At 49.8% G+C, this 19221-nt stretch carries 19 protein-coding genes; 16 read left to right on the plus strand and 3 right to left on the minus strand.

What is annotated here, in order from left to right; genetic code table 11:
* Window positions 1-12: 12 nt before the first annotated feature.
* Window positions 13-1439 (plus strand): IS3 family transposase gene (locus BN7444_RS09185; RefSeq protein ID WP_417875685.1). Its coding sequence is split into 2 segments (ribosomal slippage): window positions 13-583 and window positions 583-1439, totalling 1428 coding nucleotides; the frame shifts between segments, so codons are not numbered across the junction.
* Between the two features lie 98 nt (window positions 1440-1537).
* Here BN7444_RS09185 and BN7444_RS07960 read toward each other — a convergent pair.
* Window positions 1538-3289 carry an Rqc2 family fibronectin-binding protein gene (locus tag BN7444_RS07960; protein WP_068458003.1) on the minus strand — a complete coding sequence of 584 codons (1752 nt, stop codon included), beginning with the start codon at window positions 3287-3289 and terminating at the stop codon, window positions 1538-1540.
* Between the two features lie 61 nt (window positions 3290-3350).
* On the opposite strand from BN7444_RS07960, the gene BN7444_RS07965 reads away from it, so the two are divergent.
* From BN7444_RS07965 to BN7444_RS08035, 15 genes are read left to right on the plus strand one after another with little or no spacing between them, the layout of a single operon-like run.
* Complete coding sequence (locus BN7444_RS07965) at window positions 3351-4205, plus strand: YicC/YloC family endoribonuclease (RefSeq protein ID WP_068458005.1); 855 nt, start codon at window positions 3351-3353, stop codon at window positions 4203-4205.
* 20 nt (window positions 4206-4225) lie between these two features.
* Window positions 4226-4843 carry a guanylate kinase gene (gene gmk / locus BN7444_RS07970; RefSeq protein ID WP_068458007.1) on the plus strand — a complete coding sequence of 206 codons (618 nt, stop codon included), beginning with the start codon at window positions 4226-4228 and terminating at the stop codon, window positions 4841-4843.
* On the plus strand, window positions 4840-5130 hold the full coding sequence (gene rpoZ, locus BN7444_RS07975; RefSeq protein ID WP_068458008.1) for a DNA-directed RNA polymerase subunit omega: 291 nt from the start codon (window positions 4840-4842) through the stop codon (window positions 5128-5130). The genes gmk and rpoZ overlap by 4 nt, the downstream gene beginning before the upstream one ends.
* Entirely contained in the window at window positions 5120-6316 is a 1197-nt protein-coding gene (gene coaBC, locus BN7444_RS07980) for a bifunctional phosphopantothenoylcysteine decarboxylase/phosphopantothenate--cysteine ligase CoaBC (RefSeq protein ID WP_068458010.1), read from the plus strand. Before rpoZ ends, coaBC begins: the two co-directional genes overlap by 11 nt.
* A gap of 36 nt (window positions 6317-6352) precedes the next feature.
* On the plus strand, window positions 6353-8647 hold the full coding sequence (priA, locus tag BN7444_RS07985; RefSeq protein WP_068458012.1) for a replication restart helicase PriA: 2295 nt from the start codon (window positions 6353-6355) through the stop codon (window positions 8645-8647).
* A gap of 15 nt (window positions 8648-8662) precedes the next feature.
* Window positions 8663-9148, plus strand: coding sequence for a peptide deformylase (def, locus tag BN7444_RS07990; protein ID WP_068458015.1), 486 nt, complete (start codon window positions 8663-8665; stop codon window positions 9146-9148).
* Window positions 9145-10062 carry a methionyl-tRNA formyltransferase gene (gene fmt, locus BN7444_RS07995; RefSeq protein ID WP_245654210.1) on the plus strand — a complete coding sequence of 306 codons (918 nt, stop codon included), beginning with the start codon at window positions 9145-9147 and terminating at the stop codon, window positions 10060-10062. Before def ends, fmt begins: the two co-directional genes overlap by 4 nt.
* Window positions 10062-10745 carry a zinc metallopeptidase gene (locus BN7444_RS08000; RefSeq protein ID WP_082941322.1) on the plus strand — a complete coding sequence of 228 codons (684 nt, stop codon included), beginning with the start codon at window positions 10062-10064 and terminating at the stop codon, window positions 10743-10745. Before fmt ends, BN7444_RS08000 begins: the two co-directional genes overlap by 1 nt.
* On the plus strand, window positions 10745-12001 hold the full coding sequence (rsmB, locus tag BN7444_RS08005) for a 16S rRNA (cytosine(967)-C(5))-methyltransferase RsmB (protein WP_068458018.1): 1257 nt from the start codon (window positions 10745-10747) through the stop codon (window positions 11999-12001). The genes BN7444_RS08000 and rsmB overlap by 1 nt, the downstream gene beginning before the upstream one ends.
* A complete protein-coding gene (rlmN, locus tag BN7444_RS08010; RefSeq protein WP_068458019.1) occupies window positions 12001-13026 on the plus strand; it encodes a dual-specificity RNA methyltransferase RlmN in 1026 nt (341 codons plus the stop codon). Before rsmB ends, rlmN begins: the two co-directional genes overlap by 1 nt.
* Window positions 13027-13030: 4 nt before the next feature.
* Complete coding sequence (locus BN7444_RS08015) at window positions 13031-13735, plus strand: PP2C family protein-serine/threonine phosphatase (protein WP_068458021.1); 705 nt, start codon at window positions 13031-13033, stop codon at window positions 13733-13735.
* A 4-nt stretch (window positions 13736-13739) separates the two neighbouring features.
* Complete coding sequence (gene pknB / locus BN7444_RS08020; RefSeq protein ID WP_068458023.1) at window positions 13740-15701, plus strand: Stk1 family PASTA domain-containing Ser/Thr kinase; 1962 nt, start codon at window positions 13740-13742, stop codon at window positions 15699-15701.
* The gene (gene rsgA / locus BN7444_RS08025; protein ID WP_068458025.1) at window positions 15701-16585 is read left to right on the plus strand and encodes a ribosome small subunit-dependent GTPase A; all 885 of its coding nucleotides are present in this window, start codon (window positions 15701-15703) and stop codon (window positions 16583-16585) included. Before pknB ends, rsgA begins: the two co-directional genes overlap by 1 nt.
* Complete coding sequence (gene rpe, locus BN7444_RS08030; protein WP_068458027.1) at window positions 16576-17217, plus strand: ribulose-phosphate 3-epimerase; 642 nt, start codon at window positions 16576-16578, stop codon at window positions 17215-17217. The genes rsgA and rpe overlap by 10 nt, the downstream gene beginning before the upstream one ends.
* A complete protein-coding gene (locus BN7444_RS08035; protein WP_082941323.1) occupies window positions 17214-17849 on the plus strand; it encodes a thiamine diphosphokinase in 636 nt (211 codons plus the stop codon). Before rpe ends, BN7444_RS08035 begins: the two co-directional genes overlap by 4 nt.
* Before the next feature lie 54 nt (window positions 17850-17903).
* Here the strand turns inward: BN7444_RS08035 and BN7444_RS08040 are convergent, their stop codons facing one another.
* Together BN7444_RS08040 and rpmB are read right to left on the minus strand one after the other, a co-directional pair.
* Complete coding sequence (locus BN7444_RS08040) at window positions 17904-18851, minus strand: 2-hydroxyacid dehydrogenase family protein (RefSeq protein WP_068458031.1); 948 nt, start codon at window positions 18849-18851, stop codon at window positions 17904-17906.
* A 57-nt stretch (window positions 18852-18908) separates the two neighbouring features.
* Window positions 18909-19100 carry a 50S ribosomal protein L28 gene (gene rpmB / locus BN7444_RS08045; protein ID WP_068458033.1) on the minus strand — a complete coding sequence of 64 codons (192 nt, stop codon included), beginning with the start codon at window positions 19098-19100 and terminating at the stop codon, window positions 18909-18911.
* Window positions 19101-19221: the final 121 nt, after the last annotated feature.

Consider the following 19221-nt stretch of genomic DNA (forward strand, 5'->3'; position numbering starts at 1 on the left):
GGGGGTCTTTTAATGGCAAAATACAGTTATGAATTAAAAAGGAAAATCGTCGAAGAATACCTGTTCGGAGAGTCAAGCTATCCCATCTTAGAAGATAAATATCAAATTGATGAATCACTGATCAGACGTTGGGTCAATAATTACAAACAATTTGGCGATGAAGGGTTAATGCGCTCTAGAAATAAACGTGAGTACAGTGTAGAGTTTAAGTTAGAAGCCATTACACGTTACGAAACGAGCGAATGCAGTTACCAACAATTGGCCCTTGAACTTGGTTTGACGAATCCGTCCATGATCGCCAAATGGCACAGTCAGTATCGAAAGGAGGGCATGGAGGGGCTGCGAACACATAAGCGAGGGAGACCTGTGACGAAGAAAGACGCCTGCAATCAACCACCGAAGTCTGCAACTAAGAAGGAGCCTCTTGATGCATCCTCGCGTGAGGCATTGGAAAACCGCATCAAAGAATCAGAGGCGGAGAACCGGAAACTCACCATTCAAAAGCTATACCTGGAGGAGCTAAGGAGTTTGGTGAGGGAAGAAAAAATGAGAAAAAGGCGAGGATCGTCGCCAAACTCCGAGAACAATTCCAACTAACAGAGATACTCGCTGCCATCAACTTTCCCAAATCCACCTTTATGTATTGGCAGAAAAAGTGGAGCGAAGAAGACAAAGACCAAGCGTTAAAAGACGAGATCCTCGCCATTCGGCGCGAACACAAAGACTACGGCTACCGCCGGATCCATCTGGAGCTGAAGAACCGGGGTTGGGCGGTAAACAAAAAGAAAGTTCAACGACTGGTTCAAGACATGGGCCTTCAAGTCCGTGCCTATGGCAGGAAATACAAGAAGTACAACTCTTACAAAGGCGTCGTCGGTAAGATCAAGAAGAATCGAATCAATCGACGCTTCAACACCTGTATCCCCTACCAAAAAATTACCACCGACACTACAGAATTCAAATACTACGTCGAAGATAAAGCGGGGAAACTTCAAACAAAGAAACTCTACCTCGATCCATACATGGACATGTACAATCTGGAAATCATTAGCTACGTCCTATCCGATCAGCCCAACGGCGTCACCATGCTACGAGGCTTAGAAAAAGCCATCGAACGAACCAACACCTGTCCCTATCGCCGCACCTTCCACTCCGATCGCGGTTGGGGCTACCAAATGACCGCCTATCAAGCCATGTTAGAAGAACACCACATCTTTCAAAGCATGTCGAGAAAAGGTAACTGCTACGACAACGCACCCATGGAAAACTTCTTCAGTGTACTGAAAAGAGAAATCTACGACGGTTACGTCTACCGAAGCCGGCAGAAACTTGTGCGGGCGATCGAAGACTTTATCCACTACTATAACAACGACCGAATCAAAGAAAAATTAGGAGGGCTAAGTCCAAAGCAATACCGTGAACGAATGAAAACCGCTTAGAAAATAAGTTATGTAAAACAAAATCGAGCAAGCGAAATGCTTACTCGATTAAGTCCAACTTTATGGGGTCACTCTAGGGTCCGATTTTTGCGTATAAACTATTTGTTTTTCAGCTTTTCCACCAAGGCCTTTTCCGGCGTCACCGCCACCGTGGAAAAGTCGGTGTAGATAACAAGTCCCGGTTGGTTGGATGGATGGCGGCGAATAAATTGTCGCTTCGTATAATCCACCTCCACGTGGGCGGATTGGCGGGCGCGACTGTAGTAGGCGGCGAGGGCAGCGCCTTCGAAGATCGTTTCGTCGCTTAATTCTTCGCCGTCGGTTTTTATGATGACGTGGCTGCCCGGGCCGTTTTTCACGTGGAACCACATATCGTCTTTTCTGGCAAACTTCAGCGTCAGCTCCTGATTCTGGCGATTGTTCCTACCCACGTAAATGGGAAAGCCTTCGGAAGAAGTAAAAGTTAAGTAGCCCGGATCTTTCTTTTTCTTCTTCTTATTTTCTCCGCGTCCCTTGAATTTTTTTTTCAGAAAATCTTCGCGGAACTCTTCCTGAATGGCGTCCACCTCGTCGATGGATTCCGCATCGTCCAGATTATAGAGCATGGCGTCCAAGTAGCGAATGGTGTTTCGGTTTTTATCGATGCGCTCTGTGAGGAGTTTTTCCGCGTGCTTCAGCTTCGCAAATTTTTTGTAGTAGCGGGCCGCATTTTGAATGCCGTCCTTCGTCTCGTCCAGGGGAATGGTCAGTGGGTTCATCTCGTCATAAAAATTATCGACGGTCACTGATCTTGCGCCTTTTTCGATTTTCCACGCATTGGAAGAGATTAAGTCGCCGTAGACTTTGTACTTTTGTCGATCCTTGGCATCTCTTAATTCAAACTCCATTTTTTCCTGCTTATTCAGAGCCCGTTCCAAATGGGTTTTGATCTGCTTATTTAAGTTCTGACTCTTTTGCCGCACGCGATCTTCCATGACCCGGGCGGAAAAAGTATGATCCAAAAGCTCCGAGGGACCGGAATAAAAGGTCTTGCTCTCTTCGGGATAGTGGGTTAAATTCACGGCAGCGAAAGCGATGATGTGACCGCCATCGGAAATACTTTGCGGCTTGAAACTCGATTTGCGGATGTCGTCGAAAAGGGAATCGAAGGCGCCGTACAAATCTTCCCGGTCGAAGAGCTTCACAGGGTCCTTGTCGGAGCCGCCGGCACGGTAGGCGATCTCCCGCGCCAATAGGGGCGAGACGCCGAGATAATTTCGAATGAAGAAATTTTTTACGGATGCGACTTCGTTTTCTTCCAGGCGGTTCATAAACTCCGCCTTCGTTTCCTTCAGGGGATTGGCCCGATCCACAATGCCTTCCAGAGTGTAGTCCGTGCCGGGAAGCACTTCCCGCACGCGGCTCATGGAGCCGTTGATCCGCTTGAGCGCGTCCATCACCACACTGTTCTCGTCTAAAAGAATGATGTTGGAGTAGCGGCCCATCATTTCGATGACCAAGGTCTTTTCCACGGTATCGAAGAGTTCGTTAAAGCCTTCTACCTTGATGCGAATGATGCGGTCCATCTCTACCTGATCGATGCCTGTAATCGTCGCCGACTCCAAATGCTTTCTCAAGAGCATGCAAAAGGCCGGAGGCGTTTGAGGATTTGTAAATTTTTTCTCGGTGACATAGGCGCAGGGATTGTTCGCCGAAGCGGAAAGCAGGAGGCTGCCCCGATCGGTTCTGCTCCTAAGATTCAAGACCAGGGTATCCTCTTGGGGCTGATAGATTTTGTCGATCTTGCCTCCCGAAAATCGTCTGTTTAATTCTTCGGCTACCGCCTTTGTCATCGTTCCGTCGTAACTCAATCTAAGACCTCCCTTTCTGTCCCAGGGTCGTATCATGTATAATATCATAGAGGAGGCGTCTATGAACAGTATGACGGGCTTTGGCTCATGTGAAATCGTCCGGGAAGGCGTGAAGCTTCGCTTGGACGTAAAATCGGTGAATCATAAAAATTTGGACATTCGCATCAAAGGGCTTTCGGAAGAGGCGGCCCTGGAACTCATAGTAAAAAACGCCATAGCAAAAGGTGCCCTGCGAGGTCATTTCGAAGTCTATGTTTCGTTGGAAGGGGAGGAGACGACGGACTTAACCTTCGTCCCGGAAGCCTATGCCTTTTACGAAAATCTTTTGCGGGAAAAGGGCGCGTCCCATCCCGCCGAGGTGGCGTGGCTCTTGGAGCGTCCCGGTGTGGTGAAACAGGGCGGCGACGAGGCCAAGGCCTTGGACGAAGCATTGCTTATGGAAGCATTTGACAAGGCGTTTTACGATCTATGCCTGATGCGGAAAAAAGAAGGGGCTAATTTAAAGAAAGTGCTGGAAGACCATGTGGCCACACTGGAAAATTACGTCCAAAAAATAAAGGATGCCGCCGTAGCGGAAAAGGCCGATGAAAAAGAAAGCTTTCAGCGCCGGGTGGAAGAAATTATGGGGGAATACGAAGTGGACCTTCCCCGTTTTTCCACGGAGCTCGCTTTGCTCTATGAAAAAATTTCCATCGAAGAAGAAATTGCGCGCTTGATTTCTCATATAGATCAATTCCGTGTTATAATGAACGGTAAAGGTTCTATCGGTCGACGCTTGGATTTTCTCTTGCAGGAAATGTTCAGAGAAGCCAATACGATCGCGAGCAAATCCAGACATATGGGGATCTTACACAACATCGTGGAAGTGAAGACCCTCATCGATCATTTACGTGAACAAGTTGCAAATATAGAGTAGAAAGACAAGGCGGGTGTCAGGTGTCAAAAGGATTTTTATTGGTGCTTTCCGGTCCATCGGGAAGTGGAAAGGGTACCGTTAGCGAAGCGCTAATGGCGAAAAATCACGAAGTGAAATTTTCGACCTCGGTTACCACGAGAAAGCCCAGGTCAATGGAAGTGGACGGCGAAAATTACTTTTTCAAAACGGAAGACGAATTTAAGGAAATGGTGAAAAACGACGAGCTATTGGAATACGCTCACGTGCACACGAATTACTACGGCACGCCGAAGGAATTTGTCTTTCAGGAAATTGAAAAGGGCGAGATCGTGCTTTTGGAAATCGACGTCCAAGGCGCCTTGCAAATTAAGGACAAGTATAAGGAAGCCGTCTTTATTTTCCTCCTTCCGCCTACCATGGAAGAGTTGAAGCACCGCATCGTCAGTCGCGGCACCGAAAGCGAAAAAGACATTGAGACGCGCTTTGCCAACGCCTTTAAGGAATTGGACTTTGTCGGCAAATACGACTATTTCGTCGTCAACGACAAGGTGGAGCAGGCGGTGGAAGACATCGAAAACATTATTGCCGCGGAAAAATTGCGGGTGAAACGATATAAAAATATTAAGAAAGACATTGTTGACAGAAAGGCGATACGATGAACATTTTATCTTTTGGCGAAATTGCAAAAATTACCGACAGCCGTTACGCATTGGCGACCTTGGTTTCCAATCGCGCCAGGGAGTTGGTGGACGGCGAAGATCGTTTAATCGATACGGATTTAGAAAACCCCGTGTCCGTTTCTTTGGAAGAAATTCATCAAGGCGCCGTAAAATTTACCAGCAAGGAACGCTTTGAAGAGCTCATGGAAGAAAAGGCGCGTCGGGAAGAAGCCCTGCGCATGGAAATGGCCATGACCGAAGAAGAGGAAGCGGTCGATGAGGAGTAAAAACATCCTTCTCGGCGTCACCGGCGGCATTGCCGCTTACAAGGCGCCGGCCATCGTCAGCCAATTAAAAAAGATGGGCCATCAGGTCAAAGTGATTATGACGGAACACGCCACGGAATTTGTCGCCCCGCTCACCTTTCAAACCATGAGTCAAGAGGCGGTCCACGTGGACATGTTTGCCCGTGTCGTGCAGACGGATGTGGAACACATCGCCTTGGCCAAATGGGCCGATGTCATGATCATCGCACCGGCTACGGCCAATACCATAGCGAAACTGGCTTACGGCTTGGCGGACAATATGCTCACTACCGTGGCTATGGCGACGACGGCGCCGATTCTCGTGGCGCCTGCCATGAATACGCAAATGCTACGGGCTCAATCGACTCAAGAGGCGTTAAAGATTTTAAAGTCTCGCGAGCAGTACGAGGTCCTTCCCACGGCGGAAGGGCTCCTGGCCTGTCAAGACGTGGGCGAAGGAAAAATGCTGGAGCCCGAGGACATCGTCGATTACATCCTCATGGCCTTGACGGAAAAGACCATGGCGGGAATGGACGTGGTGATTACGGCGGGCCCGACACTGGAACGCATGGATCCCGTGCGTTTTTTGAGCAATCACAGCACCGGAAAAATGGGCTATGCCTTTGCTGCGGAAGCGGCGGCCCGAGGCGCGAAGGTGCATTTGATCAGCGGGCCCTGTCACTTAAAGGTGCCCAAGGGCGTGGACTTTATTCCCGTGGAATCCACGGAAGACATGTTTCATGCCGTCGAAGAGCATTTCGACGACGCCGATGTGTTGATTAAAGCAGCGGCCCCCAGCGACTACAAGCCCAAAACTTATTCCGAAGAGAAGATTAAAAAGCGCGAAGGCGGATTGATGGGCGTGGAATTTGCGCCGAATCCGGACATAGCAAAACACTTCGGCTCCATAAAAGGGGACCGGATTATCGTCGGCTTTGCGGCAGAAAGCCACAATATGGAAGCCTATGCCAAGAAAAAATTGGAAGAAAAGCATTTTAATTACATCGTGGCAAACAATATTACCGAAGCCCGGGCAGGTTTCGGCAGCGATACGAATCACGTGCGAATTTTTTCCGCCGACGGTAGAGACGAACAACTGCCAATGATGGAAAAATCTGCGTTAGCCGCCGTCATTTTAGACCGAGTCGAAAAAGATCTGAAAAGCTAGAAGATTCTAGCTTTTTTTGTATTAAAGGGAGGGACTATGATTGTAGATGTTTACTTAGAAAAGGCGCTGCCTCAAATCGATCAATTGTATTCCTATGCCTACGACGGCGACGACGACATCGTCGGCAAGCGCGTCATCGTTCCCTTTGGCCGAGGCAATAAGACAGAAGTGGCGGTGGTCATTCGAATAGGCTCTGAAATCGATTTTGAGCTGAAATCAATCTTGCAAGTTTTGGATAAACGCCCGATTTTAAGTACGGTTGCCATCGCCCTGGGCCTGAAAATGCGTGAATACTTCATCACATCTTACGTACAAGCCTTTCAGCCTCTCTTGCCTAAGTACGTCTTAGGCGGCGTGGAGGAAGTGGCGGTGAAATTAATCGACGACGAAGAGATGCGGGCCCTGTTTCAAGGACAGGAGTCTTTGCCTACGGAAAAAATCGACGGAGAACGACTTAACGTCGCCGTTGAAAATAAAAAAGCGGCTATTCATTTCCGCAGCACAAAGCCCGTAAAGAAGCGTGGGGTAGAAAAATTTTGTGCCTCAGAGGGTGTCGAGGCATCCATAACGGACAAACAGGCTGCGGTCTATGAACTCGTAAAAAAAAGCGGGCCCATGACCAGGGCGGACATCATGAAGCGCACCGGATTTTCCCAAAGCCCGGTGGATTCTTTAATAAAAATAGGCGTCCTCGTACCCTTCGACGAAAAAGACAGATTGCCTGAGGCAGCGCCTGTTTTGCGGGAAGATCAAAAAAAAGCCATCGGCGACATCGCCGGCTCCGAGAGGCCCTTTCATCTACTCTACGGCAAGACGGGAAGCGGCAAGACGGAAGTCTATATGCAGCTGGCGGAAAGAGCCATAAGGGAAGGGAAGTCTTCCCTGATTATTGTGCCGGAGATCGGCCTCGCCACCCAAATGGTGCACCGATTGTCGGCGCGCTTTCCCGGGAAAGTGGACATCCTCCACTCCCAACGCTCGGAAGGGGAGAAGGCCGAGGCGTGGATACGCTTAAAAGAGGAGCCGGGACGAATCGTCGTCGGCGCCCGCTCGGCCATCTTTTCGCCGGTGCCCGCACTGGGCTATATTTTTATCGACGAAGAACAGGAAGAGAGCTACGACTATCAGGAAGGCCTGCGCTACAATGTGCGTGACGTGGCGGAGATGCGCGTTCGCCTCGAAGGGGGCAAGGTGGTCTACGGCTCGGCAACGCCGTCGGTGATTACCTATGCCCGCTGCGGCGAAGACGTGGTACTTCACAGAATTGAAGGGGATCCCGAAAAGACCGAGGCATCTCCCGTGGAAGTCGTGGATATGCGGGAAGAGCTCTTTAAAGGCAATGTGGAGATTCTTTCCGAGGCCATGGTGGAAGGACTTGAAGGGGCGCTCAAGGCAAAAAAGCAGGCCATTTTGTTTATCAACCGACGGGGCTACAGCCAATTTGTCAGTTGCAGAAGTTGCGGTCACGTGATTCAATGCGACGCCTGCGATATTTCCATGGTCTACCACCGAAGAACCCACCGGCTTCACTGTCATTACTGCGGCAGGACCAAGCCCATGCCGAGGACATGCCCCGAATGCGGCAGCGAATATTTGAAACAATTCGGCATCGGCACGGAGCAGGTGGAGGCATGGATAAAAAATAAATTCCCCGAAGCCCGGGTCTATCGCATGGACAAGGACACCATGGCGCAAAAGGGAAATTACGAAAAAGTGTATGAGGCCATGAACGAAAATAAGGTGGACATTCTCGTGGGAACACAAATGCTCGCCAAGGGCTTCGACTTTGAAAATGTGGTCTTTGTCGGCGTGGTGGCGGCGGATTTATCCCTCTTCGTCTCCGACTACAAGGCTCAGGAAAAAACCTACCAGCTGCTGACCCAAGTGGCGGGCAGAGCCGGAAGGGGCAAGCACAAAGGTCGCGCCTTGATTCAGACCTATAATCCCGACAATTACAGCATACAGTTTGCCAAGAACCGCAACTACGAGCCCTTTTTTCACAAGGAAATGGAGGAGCGGAAGCGATTTTTGTATCCGCCCTATGTGCATCTGGTGAAGATTCACATTCGCGGCACGGGCGATGTGGAAGGCGTGGCCATGAATTGGAAAAAGACGCTGGAGGCCATGAACAAACACGAGCAGTTCGATTTGTTGGTAGCCAATCCGGTGGAGCAACCGAAAATAAAAAATAAAAGACATATGTCCATTTTGGCAAAGGTGTGGCCAAAGGAGTATCGACCTTTGTTAAAAGCCTTAAAACGGGTATTGATGTATTACTACCGCACACAGTCAGAAAAAGATATACAAATCAGTTTGGAAATAGACGGATAGAGAAGGAAGTGAGACATGGCACAATTACAAATTCGCATCGACGGCGATCCCATATTACGTAAAAAATCGCGAAAGGTGGAAACCTTCGACGATTCCTTGCAGCAACTCATCGACGATATGTACGACACCATGTACGGAGCGGAAGGCGTCGGCCTCGCCGCCGTGCAGATCGGAAAATTAAAGCGCCTTATCGTCCTGGACGATTACGAAGGAACGAAAATGGTGCTTATCAATCCGGAGCGCGTGGCCGAAGAAGGGTCTTGTGAAGCCATGGAAGGCTGTTTGAGCGTTCCCGAGCGCATGGGCAAGGTAGAACGCTTTGAAAAGGTGAAAATCAATTACATGAACGAAAAGGGCGAAGAGAAGACCTTCCAAGCCGAAGATTTTCTCGCCCGCATCATTCAACACGAAATGGATCACCTGGAAGGCATTCTCTACATCGATCGCGCCGAGGAAATGTACAATGTCAACAACTCCCGAGAAGAGGATGAAGAGCAATGATGAAGGCGGTATTTTTCGGCACGCCGGATTTTGCCGTGCCCACCTTAAAGGCACTGAATGACATTTGCGACGTGAGCTTGGTTGTGACGCGGGAAGACAAGAAAAAAGGTCGTGGCAAAAAACTTCTCCCCACGCTGGTGAAAGTGGAAGCGGAATCCATGGGCATCGAGGTCTTTCAGCCCCACAGCTGCAACACGGAAGAGGCCTTGGAAAAGCTAAAGGCACAGGAGGCGGATCTATTCGTCGTCGTGGCTTACGGTCAGATTTTATCGGAGGCCGTCTTGGCGATCCCGAAAAAACACATCGTCAATGTGCACAGCTCCCTTCTTCCTAAGTATCGCGGCGCGGCGCCTATGCAATGGGCCATTCTTAATGGCGACGAGGAAACCGGCGTCAGTTTGATGCAGGTAGAAGCGGGCCTGGACAGCGGTCCCGTTTATGCCATGAAAAAAACACCCATCGGCGACAAAAACTTCGGCGATATTCACGACGAATTGGCTAATTTCGGAGCGGATCTCATTAGGGAATTCGTTCGGGACATGGAAAATGACGCCGTGAAATTTACGGAACAGGATCACGAGAAAGCCACCTATGCGTCGAAAATCGACGAGGAGCTTTTGACCTTGAAGGCCGAAGAGCTGACGGCGCACGAATTTCTTCAAAAGATCCGCGCCTTTTCACCGGCGCCCGGCTCCCGTTTTCTCTTTCGCGGCGAACATTTAAAGATTTACGACGGCGAATTAAGCGATGAAAAAGTGCCCGCCGGCCGATTCAAAGCCACGAAAAAACAATTGTGGATCGGCACGAAAGACGGATCCGTTTTATTAAAAGAAATTCAACGGCCCGGCAAGAAACGAATGGACGTCGTGTCTTATTTGGCAGGCGCCCACTTAGACGAGGAGGGTGAAGTTTAATGTACGGCATGTACTATAATTTGGATTACCTGATTTATATTCTTCCGGGTTTTCTTTTGGCGCTCTATGCCCAATCGAAAATCAGGGCGAATTTCGACAAATACAGTCGCGTCACCAATCGCGAAGGCCTCACCGGGCGCTCGGTGGCAGAAGCCATTCTGAAAAACCACGGCATATACGATGTGACCATCGATCGTGTGCGAGGAAGTCTGACAGACCACTACGATCCGTCACACAAAGTCTTGCGGCTTTCCGACCCCGTGTATGATTCCACATCCATTGCGGCGCTGGGCATTGCCGCCCACGAATGCGGCCACGCCATTCAACATCACGAATCTTACGCGCCGCTGAGCATGCGAAATGCCATCGTCCCCGCGGCAAACCTGGGGTCGAATCTTTCCTTTATTTTTATTCTTATTGGCCTCTTCGCTTTTGAGCCCCTGTTGAAACTGGGCATCGCTCTTTTTGCGATTACCGTGCTGTTTCAACTGCTGACCCTTCCTGTGGAATACAATGCCAGCCACCGAGCCAAGGTGATTTTGGCCGACGGCATTTTATCGGGAGAAGAAATGGTGGGCGTGGAACGGATTCTTTCCGCCGCGGCCCTGACCTACGTGGCAAGTCTCTTGACGGCCATTGGCACCTTGATGCGCTTTATCTCTATGGGAAGGAGACGGGACTAGTGAAAAATCCCCGTTTTCTCGCTCTGAGCACCTTGGAAAAAGTGGAGGCGGGCGCCTTTACACAGGACGTCTTCGACCCCGCGGGCTTAAAAGACGTAGACAAAAATCTGGCTGAGACCATCGTCTACGGCACGGTGCAGCATAAAATCTATCTGGATTACGTCATCGACCGCTTCGTAAAAAAGCCCTATGATTTGGATCACAATATTCGGCTTTTGCTCCGCATGGCCCTTTATCAAATGCGTTTTTTGGACCGCGTGCCCGATCACGCCGTGGTCAACGAAACGGTGGAAATGGCGAAGATCATTGCCAACAAGGGAGCCGCCGGACTGGTCAACGGCGTATTGAGGCAAGTGATCCGACAAGGCGACGAAGCCTTTGTCGTCGACGAGGAAGATGAAGTGAACCGCCTGGCCGTCACCTACAGCTTCAGCGATGAGTGGATTCGTTACTTGCAGCAGCTTTTAAAGGGCGAAACGGAAGCATTCTTAAAATCCACCTTCGACAGAGCGCCTTTAACTTTGCGCAACCTTTCCGTCGATAGAAGTACATTGATCTCGGAGCTGGAAGACAGCGGATTTGTCTGCGCAGCAATAGACAGCATCCCTTCGGCACTGAATGTGAAGAATCCCCGGGGGCTTTTTGATACGGAAGCTTACAAGGAGGGGCGCTTTTACGTCCAGGACGGCGCCTCACAGGCGGTAGTGGGCTTGTTTACGCCGGATAAAGAGGCGGAGGCCTTGGATCTTTGCGCCGCACCCGGCGGCAAGAGCTTTCAAATGGCGGAAATTTTTGCCCGCGTCGATGCCTTCGATTCATCGAAGGAACGCTTAACGTTGATGGACGAAAATATTCGACGATTGGGCTATGAAAATATTACGACGGCAGTAAGGGACGCAAAAACGCCTCTGCCCAAGAAGAAATACGATCGTATTTTAGTAGACGCCCCTTGCTCCGGCATGGGCCTGATTCGGAGAAAGCCCGAAATCAAATACCGCGTGAGCTTGAAGGACTGCCAGCAATTGGCCCGTATCCAACGATTGATCCTAGAAAACGCCTACGACGCACTCAATGTCGGCGGCGAATTGGTCTACAGCACCTGCACCGTCACGGTGGAAGAAAATGAGGGCGTGCTCCATTCGTTTCTTTCGGATCATCCGGAGTGCCGGTTGAAAGAAAAGGGGATTCGCTACTGGCCCCACCGCCACGGCACCGACGGCTTTACCATGGCCTGTATCGTAAGAAAGGACTCCTAATGCATTGGATGGAAATGACGCCTGAAGAACTGAAAGAATACGTTCTGACCTTTGGCGAAAAAGGCTTTCGGGGGACACAGCTTTTCGAAGGCATTCACGGGCAAAGAAAATCTTTGGACGCACTGTCCAACGTTCCCGATTCTTTGAAAAACGCTTTGCCCGAGCCTTTGCGCGGCGTAAGAATCGTGAAGCGCCTGGCGTCGAAATTAGACGAAACAAAGAAATACCTTTACGAATTGGAAGACGGCGAAATCGTCGAAGGGGTATTAATGAAATACCATCACGGCTACAGCCTCTGCGTCTCTACTCAAGTCGGGTGTCGCATGGGATGTAGCTTTTGTGTGTCCACTTTAAAGGGCCGCATACGGGATCTGACGCCCTTTGAGATGCTTTCGCAGATCTATGCCGTGGAGGAAGCAGAGTCCGTCTCCATCGGAAATATTATTTTGATGGGAAGCGGCGAACCTTTCGACAATTACGACAATGTGTTGCGGTTTCTGCGCCTCTTACACGAGCCTAAAGGGAAAAACATGAGCTACCGCTCCATGACCATCTCCACCTGCGGCTTGATGGAGGGGATACGCGCTTTGGCCGACGAGGGATTGCCCATCAACTTGGCCATCAGCCTTCACGAAACGGAGCAAGGGGCGAGAGCGGTTCTCATGCCTATCGCCCGTAAATATCCTCTGGACGAATTGTTCCGGGCGCTTCGGTATTATTGCGACGAGACGAAGCAGCGCATTACATTGGAGTACACGCTGATTCAAGGGAAGAACGATCAACCCCGCAATATTAAAGAGATGAAGACACTGACCAAGGGACTTCCCTGTCACGTGAACCTCATCCCCCTGAACGATACGGACCATTTCGACGAGAGCAAACCGTCCAGGGAGCACATTATTCGATTTCAGCGAGAGTTGTCTCAAGCCGGCGTATCGTGTACAATACGAAGAGAATTAGGCAGTGATATACAGGCCAGCTGTGGACAATTAAAAGCGGGTTCTGAAGCCATAAAGGCAAGGTGATACAATGATAATATCTGCATACACCCATATCGGTGGCAGGGAAAATAACGAAGACAGTTACTACGTGGATCCGAAGAAGCGATTCGCCATCCTGGCCGACGGAATGGGTGGACACGCAGCGGGTGAAAAGGCCAGCGCCTTGGCGGTGAACCGCTTAAAAGAAGTGCTCTCCGTACCCGTGGAAAGTGAAAAGGAACTCATGGACCTCTTGAACAAAGGCGTTCAGGACGTCAATGCGGAAATCTTTAAACAATCGGCGGCCCATTTGAAATTTCGCGGCATGGGGACGACTTTAAGCTTGGTCTATCTTTTAGATGACAAGCTCTATTACATTAACATCGGCGATTCCAGAATTTACGGTTACGACGGCGAGCTCTTTCAAATTTCGAAAGACGACAGCTTCGTCAACTACCTCTTGGATATCGGCGATATCTCCGAGGAAGAAGCGCGGGTCCATCCCAAGAAAAATGTTCTGACGAAAGCCTTGGGCACGACCCAGGGCGTGGATTTTCAAATTCGATCTGTGGACGGAGATTTAAGTTTCATCGTCCTCTGTTCCGACGGCCTTTCCGATGTGGTCGATCCGCAGACGATTCAAGGGATACTGGAAACGGAAAAAGGCGATATTTCGAAAAAGCTGGTACAAATGGCTTTGGATAATAATGGGAAAGACAATATAACCGTCGTTGTCTTTGATAAGAGTAGGTGAAGGTATGCAAGGAATGATTTTAGCTGACAGGTATGAATGCCTGAAACGAATCGGAAGCGGCGGCATGGGCGACGTCTACAAGGCCCACGACCGCAGGCTGGACCGAATCGTTGCCATTAAAGTTCTGAAGAGCGAATACAACGAAGACGACAATTTCATTCGCAAATTCCGTCGCGAATCCTTGGCTGCCGCCAGCATTTCCCATCCTAATATCGTCAGCATTTACGACGTCGGCATGGAAACCGTGGCGGACGAAGATGTCTATTACATCGTCATGGAATACATCGACGGAAAGACCTTAAAGGAATTGATTAAAGAAGAGGGCATGTTAAGCCAGAATCAGGCGCTGAATTACTTAATTCAAATCGCCGAGGCTTTAAAGATCGCCCACAATAAAAATATTATTCACCGGGACATTAAATCCCAAAACATTATGGTGACCCGGGACAATCGCGTGAAGGTGACGGACTTCGGCATCGCCCGCATGGCGGGAAATGCCACCGTAACCGTAACCAATGCGGTGATGGGAAGCGTCCATTACTTTTCGCCGGAACAGGCGAGGGGACAAAAGGTCGATGCCCGGAGCGATATTTACTCCATGGGGATCGTCTTATTCGAAATGCTGACGGGGGAAGTGCCCTTTGATTCGGAAAATCCCATAACCGTGGCATTGATGCACGTACAAAACGAAATCCCCATGCCTTCGGAGAGAAATCCGAGGGTCAGCCCGGAAGTGGACCGCGTCTTCAGACATATGACGGAAAAGAAACCGTCGGACCGCTACGAAAACGTCAGCTTGATTATCGAAGATGTGAAGGCGATTTTATTAGGCAAGGTCTACGGAGACCACTCGCAAACGGAAACGCGAACCACGGTGGTGATTCCGCCGAGCGTCAACCGTCCGAGTCAGGCGCGCGGGGCATCGAGAGATACGGCGCCGCAGTTGAAACGAAATACGCAGCCCATCCCTCCAAAGAAGTCGAAGAAGAAATCCAATCCTCTGGCGACCATAGGAGGGGTCTTACTCGCCCTCTTATTGCTCTTCGGTCTGGCCTTCGGCGGCTCGAAAATTAAAGATATGTTGCTTTCCAACGAAAAGGGCTCGGCAGTGGAAATGATCGACTTAATCGGCAAAGATGTTTCCGAAGCCAAAGATTTCGCGGCATCCAACGATTTGAGTTTGGAAATCGACGAAAAAGAATCCGATGAAGGCATTGAGCCGGGCACGATCTTGTCACAATCCGTCGATGCCGGCGAAGTCATCAATCGGGGCGATCAGTTCTCGATCGTCATCGCCAAAGAGACGGAGCAAGTGAAGGTTCCGGATCTGGAAAATATGACGATTTCCGAAGCACAGTCGACACTGAGAAGTGCGGGACTGAATCTTATCGTCGATAAGACGGAATTTTCAGACGACGTGCCGGCGGATCGCATCATCAGTCAATCTCCCAAAGCCGATCAAAAGACCAGCAAAGGGGACAGTGTTCACGTGGTAATGAGCAAGGGTGCAGACGATAAGACGACCGTCGTACCCAATTTGAAGGGCGTCACACTGGAAAAAGCCAGGGCTCTTTTAAGCCAACAAGGTTTGAAGTTGGGTAATATTGAAGAACGCGAAGATATTTCCGTCGGACCCGGCGAAATCGTATGGCAACAATACAACAGCGGCAACCAAGTCAAAGAAGGGACGGCTGTCGATGTCATTATCAGCAAACGCTCGAGAGGCGATCAGGGCAGCGGAGATAACGGAGGAACGACCAGTCACAAGAACCTCTCTTATCGCGTCCCCGAAGACGGCAATACCCACGAAATCGAAGTGGTGATTCAATCCGGCGGAAGCGAACGTACAGTTGTACATGAAGAAATAGGTAGTGGTTCTTCCGTGTCCTATCCCGTACAAGGGCGTTCCGGAGATAGTGCCGTGATGCGCGTAGACGGCAGAGTTGTGAAATCGGTGGACTTTTAATGAACAAAAAAGGTAGAATCACCAAATTGCTCGGAGGATTTTACTATGTCACGGCCGAAGACGGCGAAGTATACGAAACCCGGGCGCGGGGAATTTTTCGCCATCAAAAAAGAAAACCCGTCGTCGGCGATTACGTGGAGCTTTTAATCGACGAAGGGGATCGACTCAATTCGGTGGAAGAAATTTTTCCGAGAAAAAACAGCCTGCTTCGCCCGCCGGTGGCCAATGTGGATCAAATTTTGGTTTTCATTCCCACGGCAAATCCGAAGTACAATCTGTTTTTAGTGGATAAAATGCTCGCCTACTACGAGCAAAAAAATGTCCGCGTCATTCCCGTCGTATCGAAATGCGATTTGGATCCCGATGAGGCGAATCGCCTTCGCACTCTTTACGAAGCATGCGGCTATGATGTCATGGCTTTGTCCGAAGCGGATAAAGCTTCCGTGGATGCTTTAAGAGAATTGCTTTACGACAAGACCACGGTGTTAAGCGGCGTGTCGGGATCGGGAAAGACGACCTTTCTAAATCATATTTTAAATTTGGAACTGGAAACGGGAACGGTCAGTGAAAAAACCAATCGCGGCAAACACACGACGCGGCATACGGAAATCTTTACGGGAGAGAACGGCATTTATCTTTTCGATACGCCGGGCTTTTCCAGTATCGAAATTGATTCCATTCCTTCTGAGGATTTAGACGAACACTTTCGGGAATTCATTCCCTATATGAAAGATTGTAAATTTCAGGACTGCCGGCATATGAAAGAGCCGGGTTGCGCCGTGCGGGACGCCTATGAGAGCGGAGACATCCCCTCGAGCCGCTTTGAAAATTACACGCGTTTTTACGAGGAATTGAAAGAAAAGGAGAATGAGAAATGGCGTTAGTGGCACCGTCGATTTTGTCGGCAGATTTTTCTAAATTAGGCGAAGCCATTACATTTTTAGATAAGGCTGAAGTAGATTTCATCCATATTGACGTGATGGACGGAAAGTATGTACCGAATTTAACTTTCGGTCCCCCCGTGATAAAAGCCATACGCCCATTCACATCCATTCCCTTCGACGTGCATTTGATGATCGAAAGGCCGGAAGACTCTGTCGACGATTACATCGCCGCAGGCGCCGATAGAATCACCTTTCATACCGACGCCACCATTCACGCCCACCGCCTCATTCACAAAATAAAAGAGGCGGGGGTGAAGGCGGGTGTCAGTTTAAATCCGTCGCAAAACCCCGAGTCCATTCGCTATTTGCTGGACGATGTGGACCTCGTACTCCTTATGAGTGTAAATCCCGGCTTCGGCGGTCAATCCTTTATTCCGTCGACCATCGAAAAAGCGAAGCAATTAAGGGCCATGACTGATCGCGAAGATTTGGAAATCATGGTGGACGGCGGCATTAACGAAACCACCGGCGCGGACATGGTACAGGCGAGCTGCGACAGCCTAGTCGCCGGCTCTTATGTCTTTAAACAAGACGATCCCATGGTCGCCATCGAGGCGTTAAAACGTCTATGAAACGAGGTTTGATTGTAACGGGAGGCAGACGTCCTTCTCCCGATCTGTTGGCGAGAGAAATCCGGTGGGCCGACGGCATTATCTGTGCCGACGGGGGCTACGACGCCCTCGCTCATGTGCCGGAAAAGCTAAAGCTCGTCATCGGCGACTTCGACAGCAGCCATCGTTTGGAAGAGTTGAAAGCAAAAAAACTGCCCATTGAAGTCCTGCTGCCCGAGAAGGACGAAACGGATACGGAGATGGCAGTTTTGCGCATGCTGGAATTTGCACCGGATGAAATTCACATTTTGGGCGCCACGGGCAGTCGTTGGGACCACAGTGTGGCGACAATTTTTTCCATGGAAGCCTATTTGGATGAGAAGGCGAAGATCAGTTTGATCGACGACAACAATCGCCTTCGTATGATTCCTGCAGGCACCTACGACGTAAAGAAAGACGGCTTTCGATACATCAGTTTTATTCCCGTCACCGAAGCCATCGTTATATCCACCAAAGGTTTTAAATACGAGGTGGAGTATTTAAATCTCTACAGAAAAAAGACCCGCGGCGTAAGCAATGAGTTGATAGGCGAAGATGGGACAGTGACCTTACACGAAGGCACGGCCCTGATGATTCAATCGAAAGACGAATAAGGGAAAAATTTTTTTCCAAATAAAAAAGGCCCCGAAGGGCTTTTTTTGTTGCGATTAATTTACTTGATTTCTCGGTTTCTTGCCGGCCATAAAGTCCTCTAAGTTGTCGACGCAGGCATTGCCCATTTCCAGTCGCGCCTCTACGGTGGCATTGCCCAGGTGGGGAGCCAGGGTCACATTGTCCAACTTCAAAAGATCTTCGGTGACCTTTGGCTCAAATTCGTAGACGTCCAAAGCGGCGCCGGCGATGGTGCCGTCCTTTAACGCATCGGCCAAGGCCTGCTCGTCGATTAAGGGGCCGCGGGCGGCGTTAATGAATGTGGCGGATTTCTTCATGGCCTTGAAGGCGTCGGCGTCGAATTTGTGCTTCAGCTCGGGAACGAAAGCGGAGTGAAGGCTGATGAAATCCGACTTCTTAAGAAGCTCGTCGAAAGAGACGTAGGTGGCGCCAGATTCTTCGATGGCTTCCTTGCGATTTCTGGAAAAGTAAATGACCTTCATATCGAAAGCCAAGGCGCGTTTTGCCAGATTTTGTCCGATATTCCCCATGCCGAAAATGCCCAAGGTCTTGCCCTTTAATTGTTGGCCTAGGAAGTATGTGGGGCGCCATCCATGAAAGCCTCCGGCACGCAAATCCTTGTCGCCGAGAATTAATTTCCGCGCTTGGGCGAGGATTAAGGCGAAGGTCAGCTCCGCTGTGGAGACAGCGGAAGAGGGAGCAGGCGCATTGCACACGACGATGCCTTTTTCGCGGGCGTAGGCGATGTCGATATTATCGAAGCCGGCGCCGTAATTTAAAATGAGCTTCAAATCCTTGGCGGCGTCCATGATCTCTTTGTCGATTTTATCGGAAAGGGGACAGATCAGAGCATCTTTTCCTTGAAGACCTGAGATGATTTCCTCTTTCGTCATGGGAACATTGCTGGCGTTGTAGCTGGCATCGACGCCTTCCAGACGACCGATGATTTCGTCGGGCACGCGACTGGAAATAAAAAGTTTCATGCTTTCCTCCTGATATTTTCAATAAAAAAAGTCGACTCCCGGGGAATCGACTAATGTTTAAAGTGCGCGTTCAACTTTGCCGGATCTCAGGCAACGCGTACATACGTAAATTCTCTTTTTGGAACCGTTCACGACGGCGCGAACGCGTTGAAGGTTCGGGGACCAGGCTCTGTTTCCTCTCTTGTGGGAGAAGGATACCGAGTTACCGAATTTTTTTTCTTTTCCGCAGATTTCACATCTTTTTGCCATTCTTACACCTCCTCCGACATTTTTTCAACTCGAATTATTTTACCACAGAGAAAAGCAAATTGCAATTGGCCTTTGGTTTTTTCTCTTCGGTTTATATGATATAATATCCGTAAATCCCAGA

The organism is Peptoniphilus pacaensis (genome assembly GCF_900088125.1).
GTDB classification, from domain to species: Bacteria; Bacillota; Clostridia; order Tissierellales; family Peptoniphilaceae; genus Aedoeadaptatus; species Aedoeadaptatus pacaensis.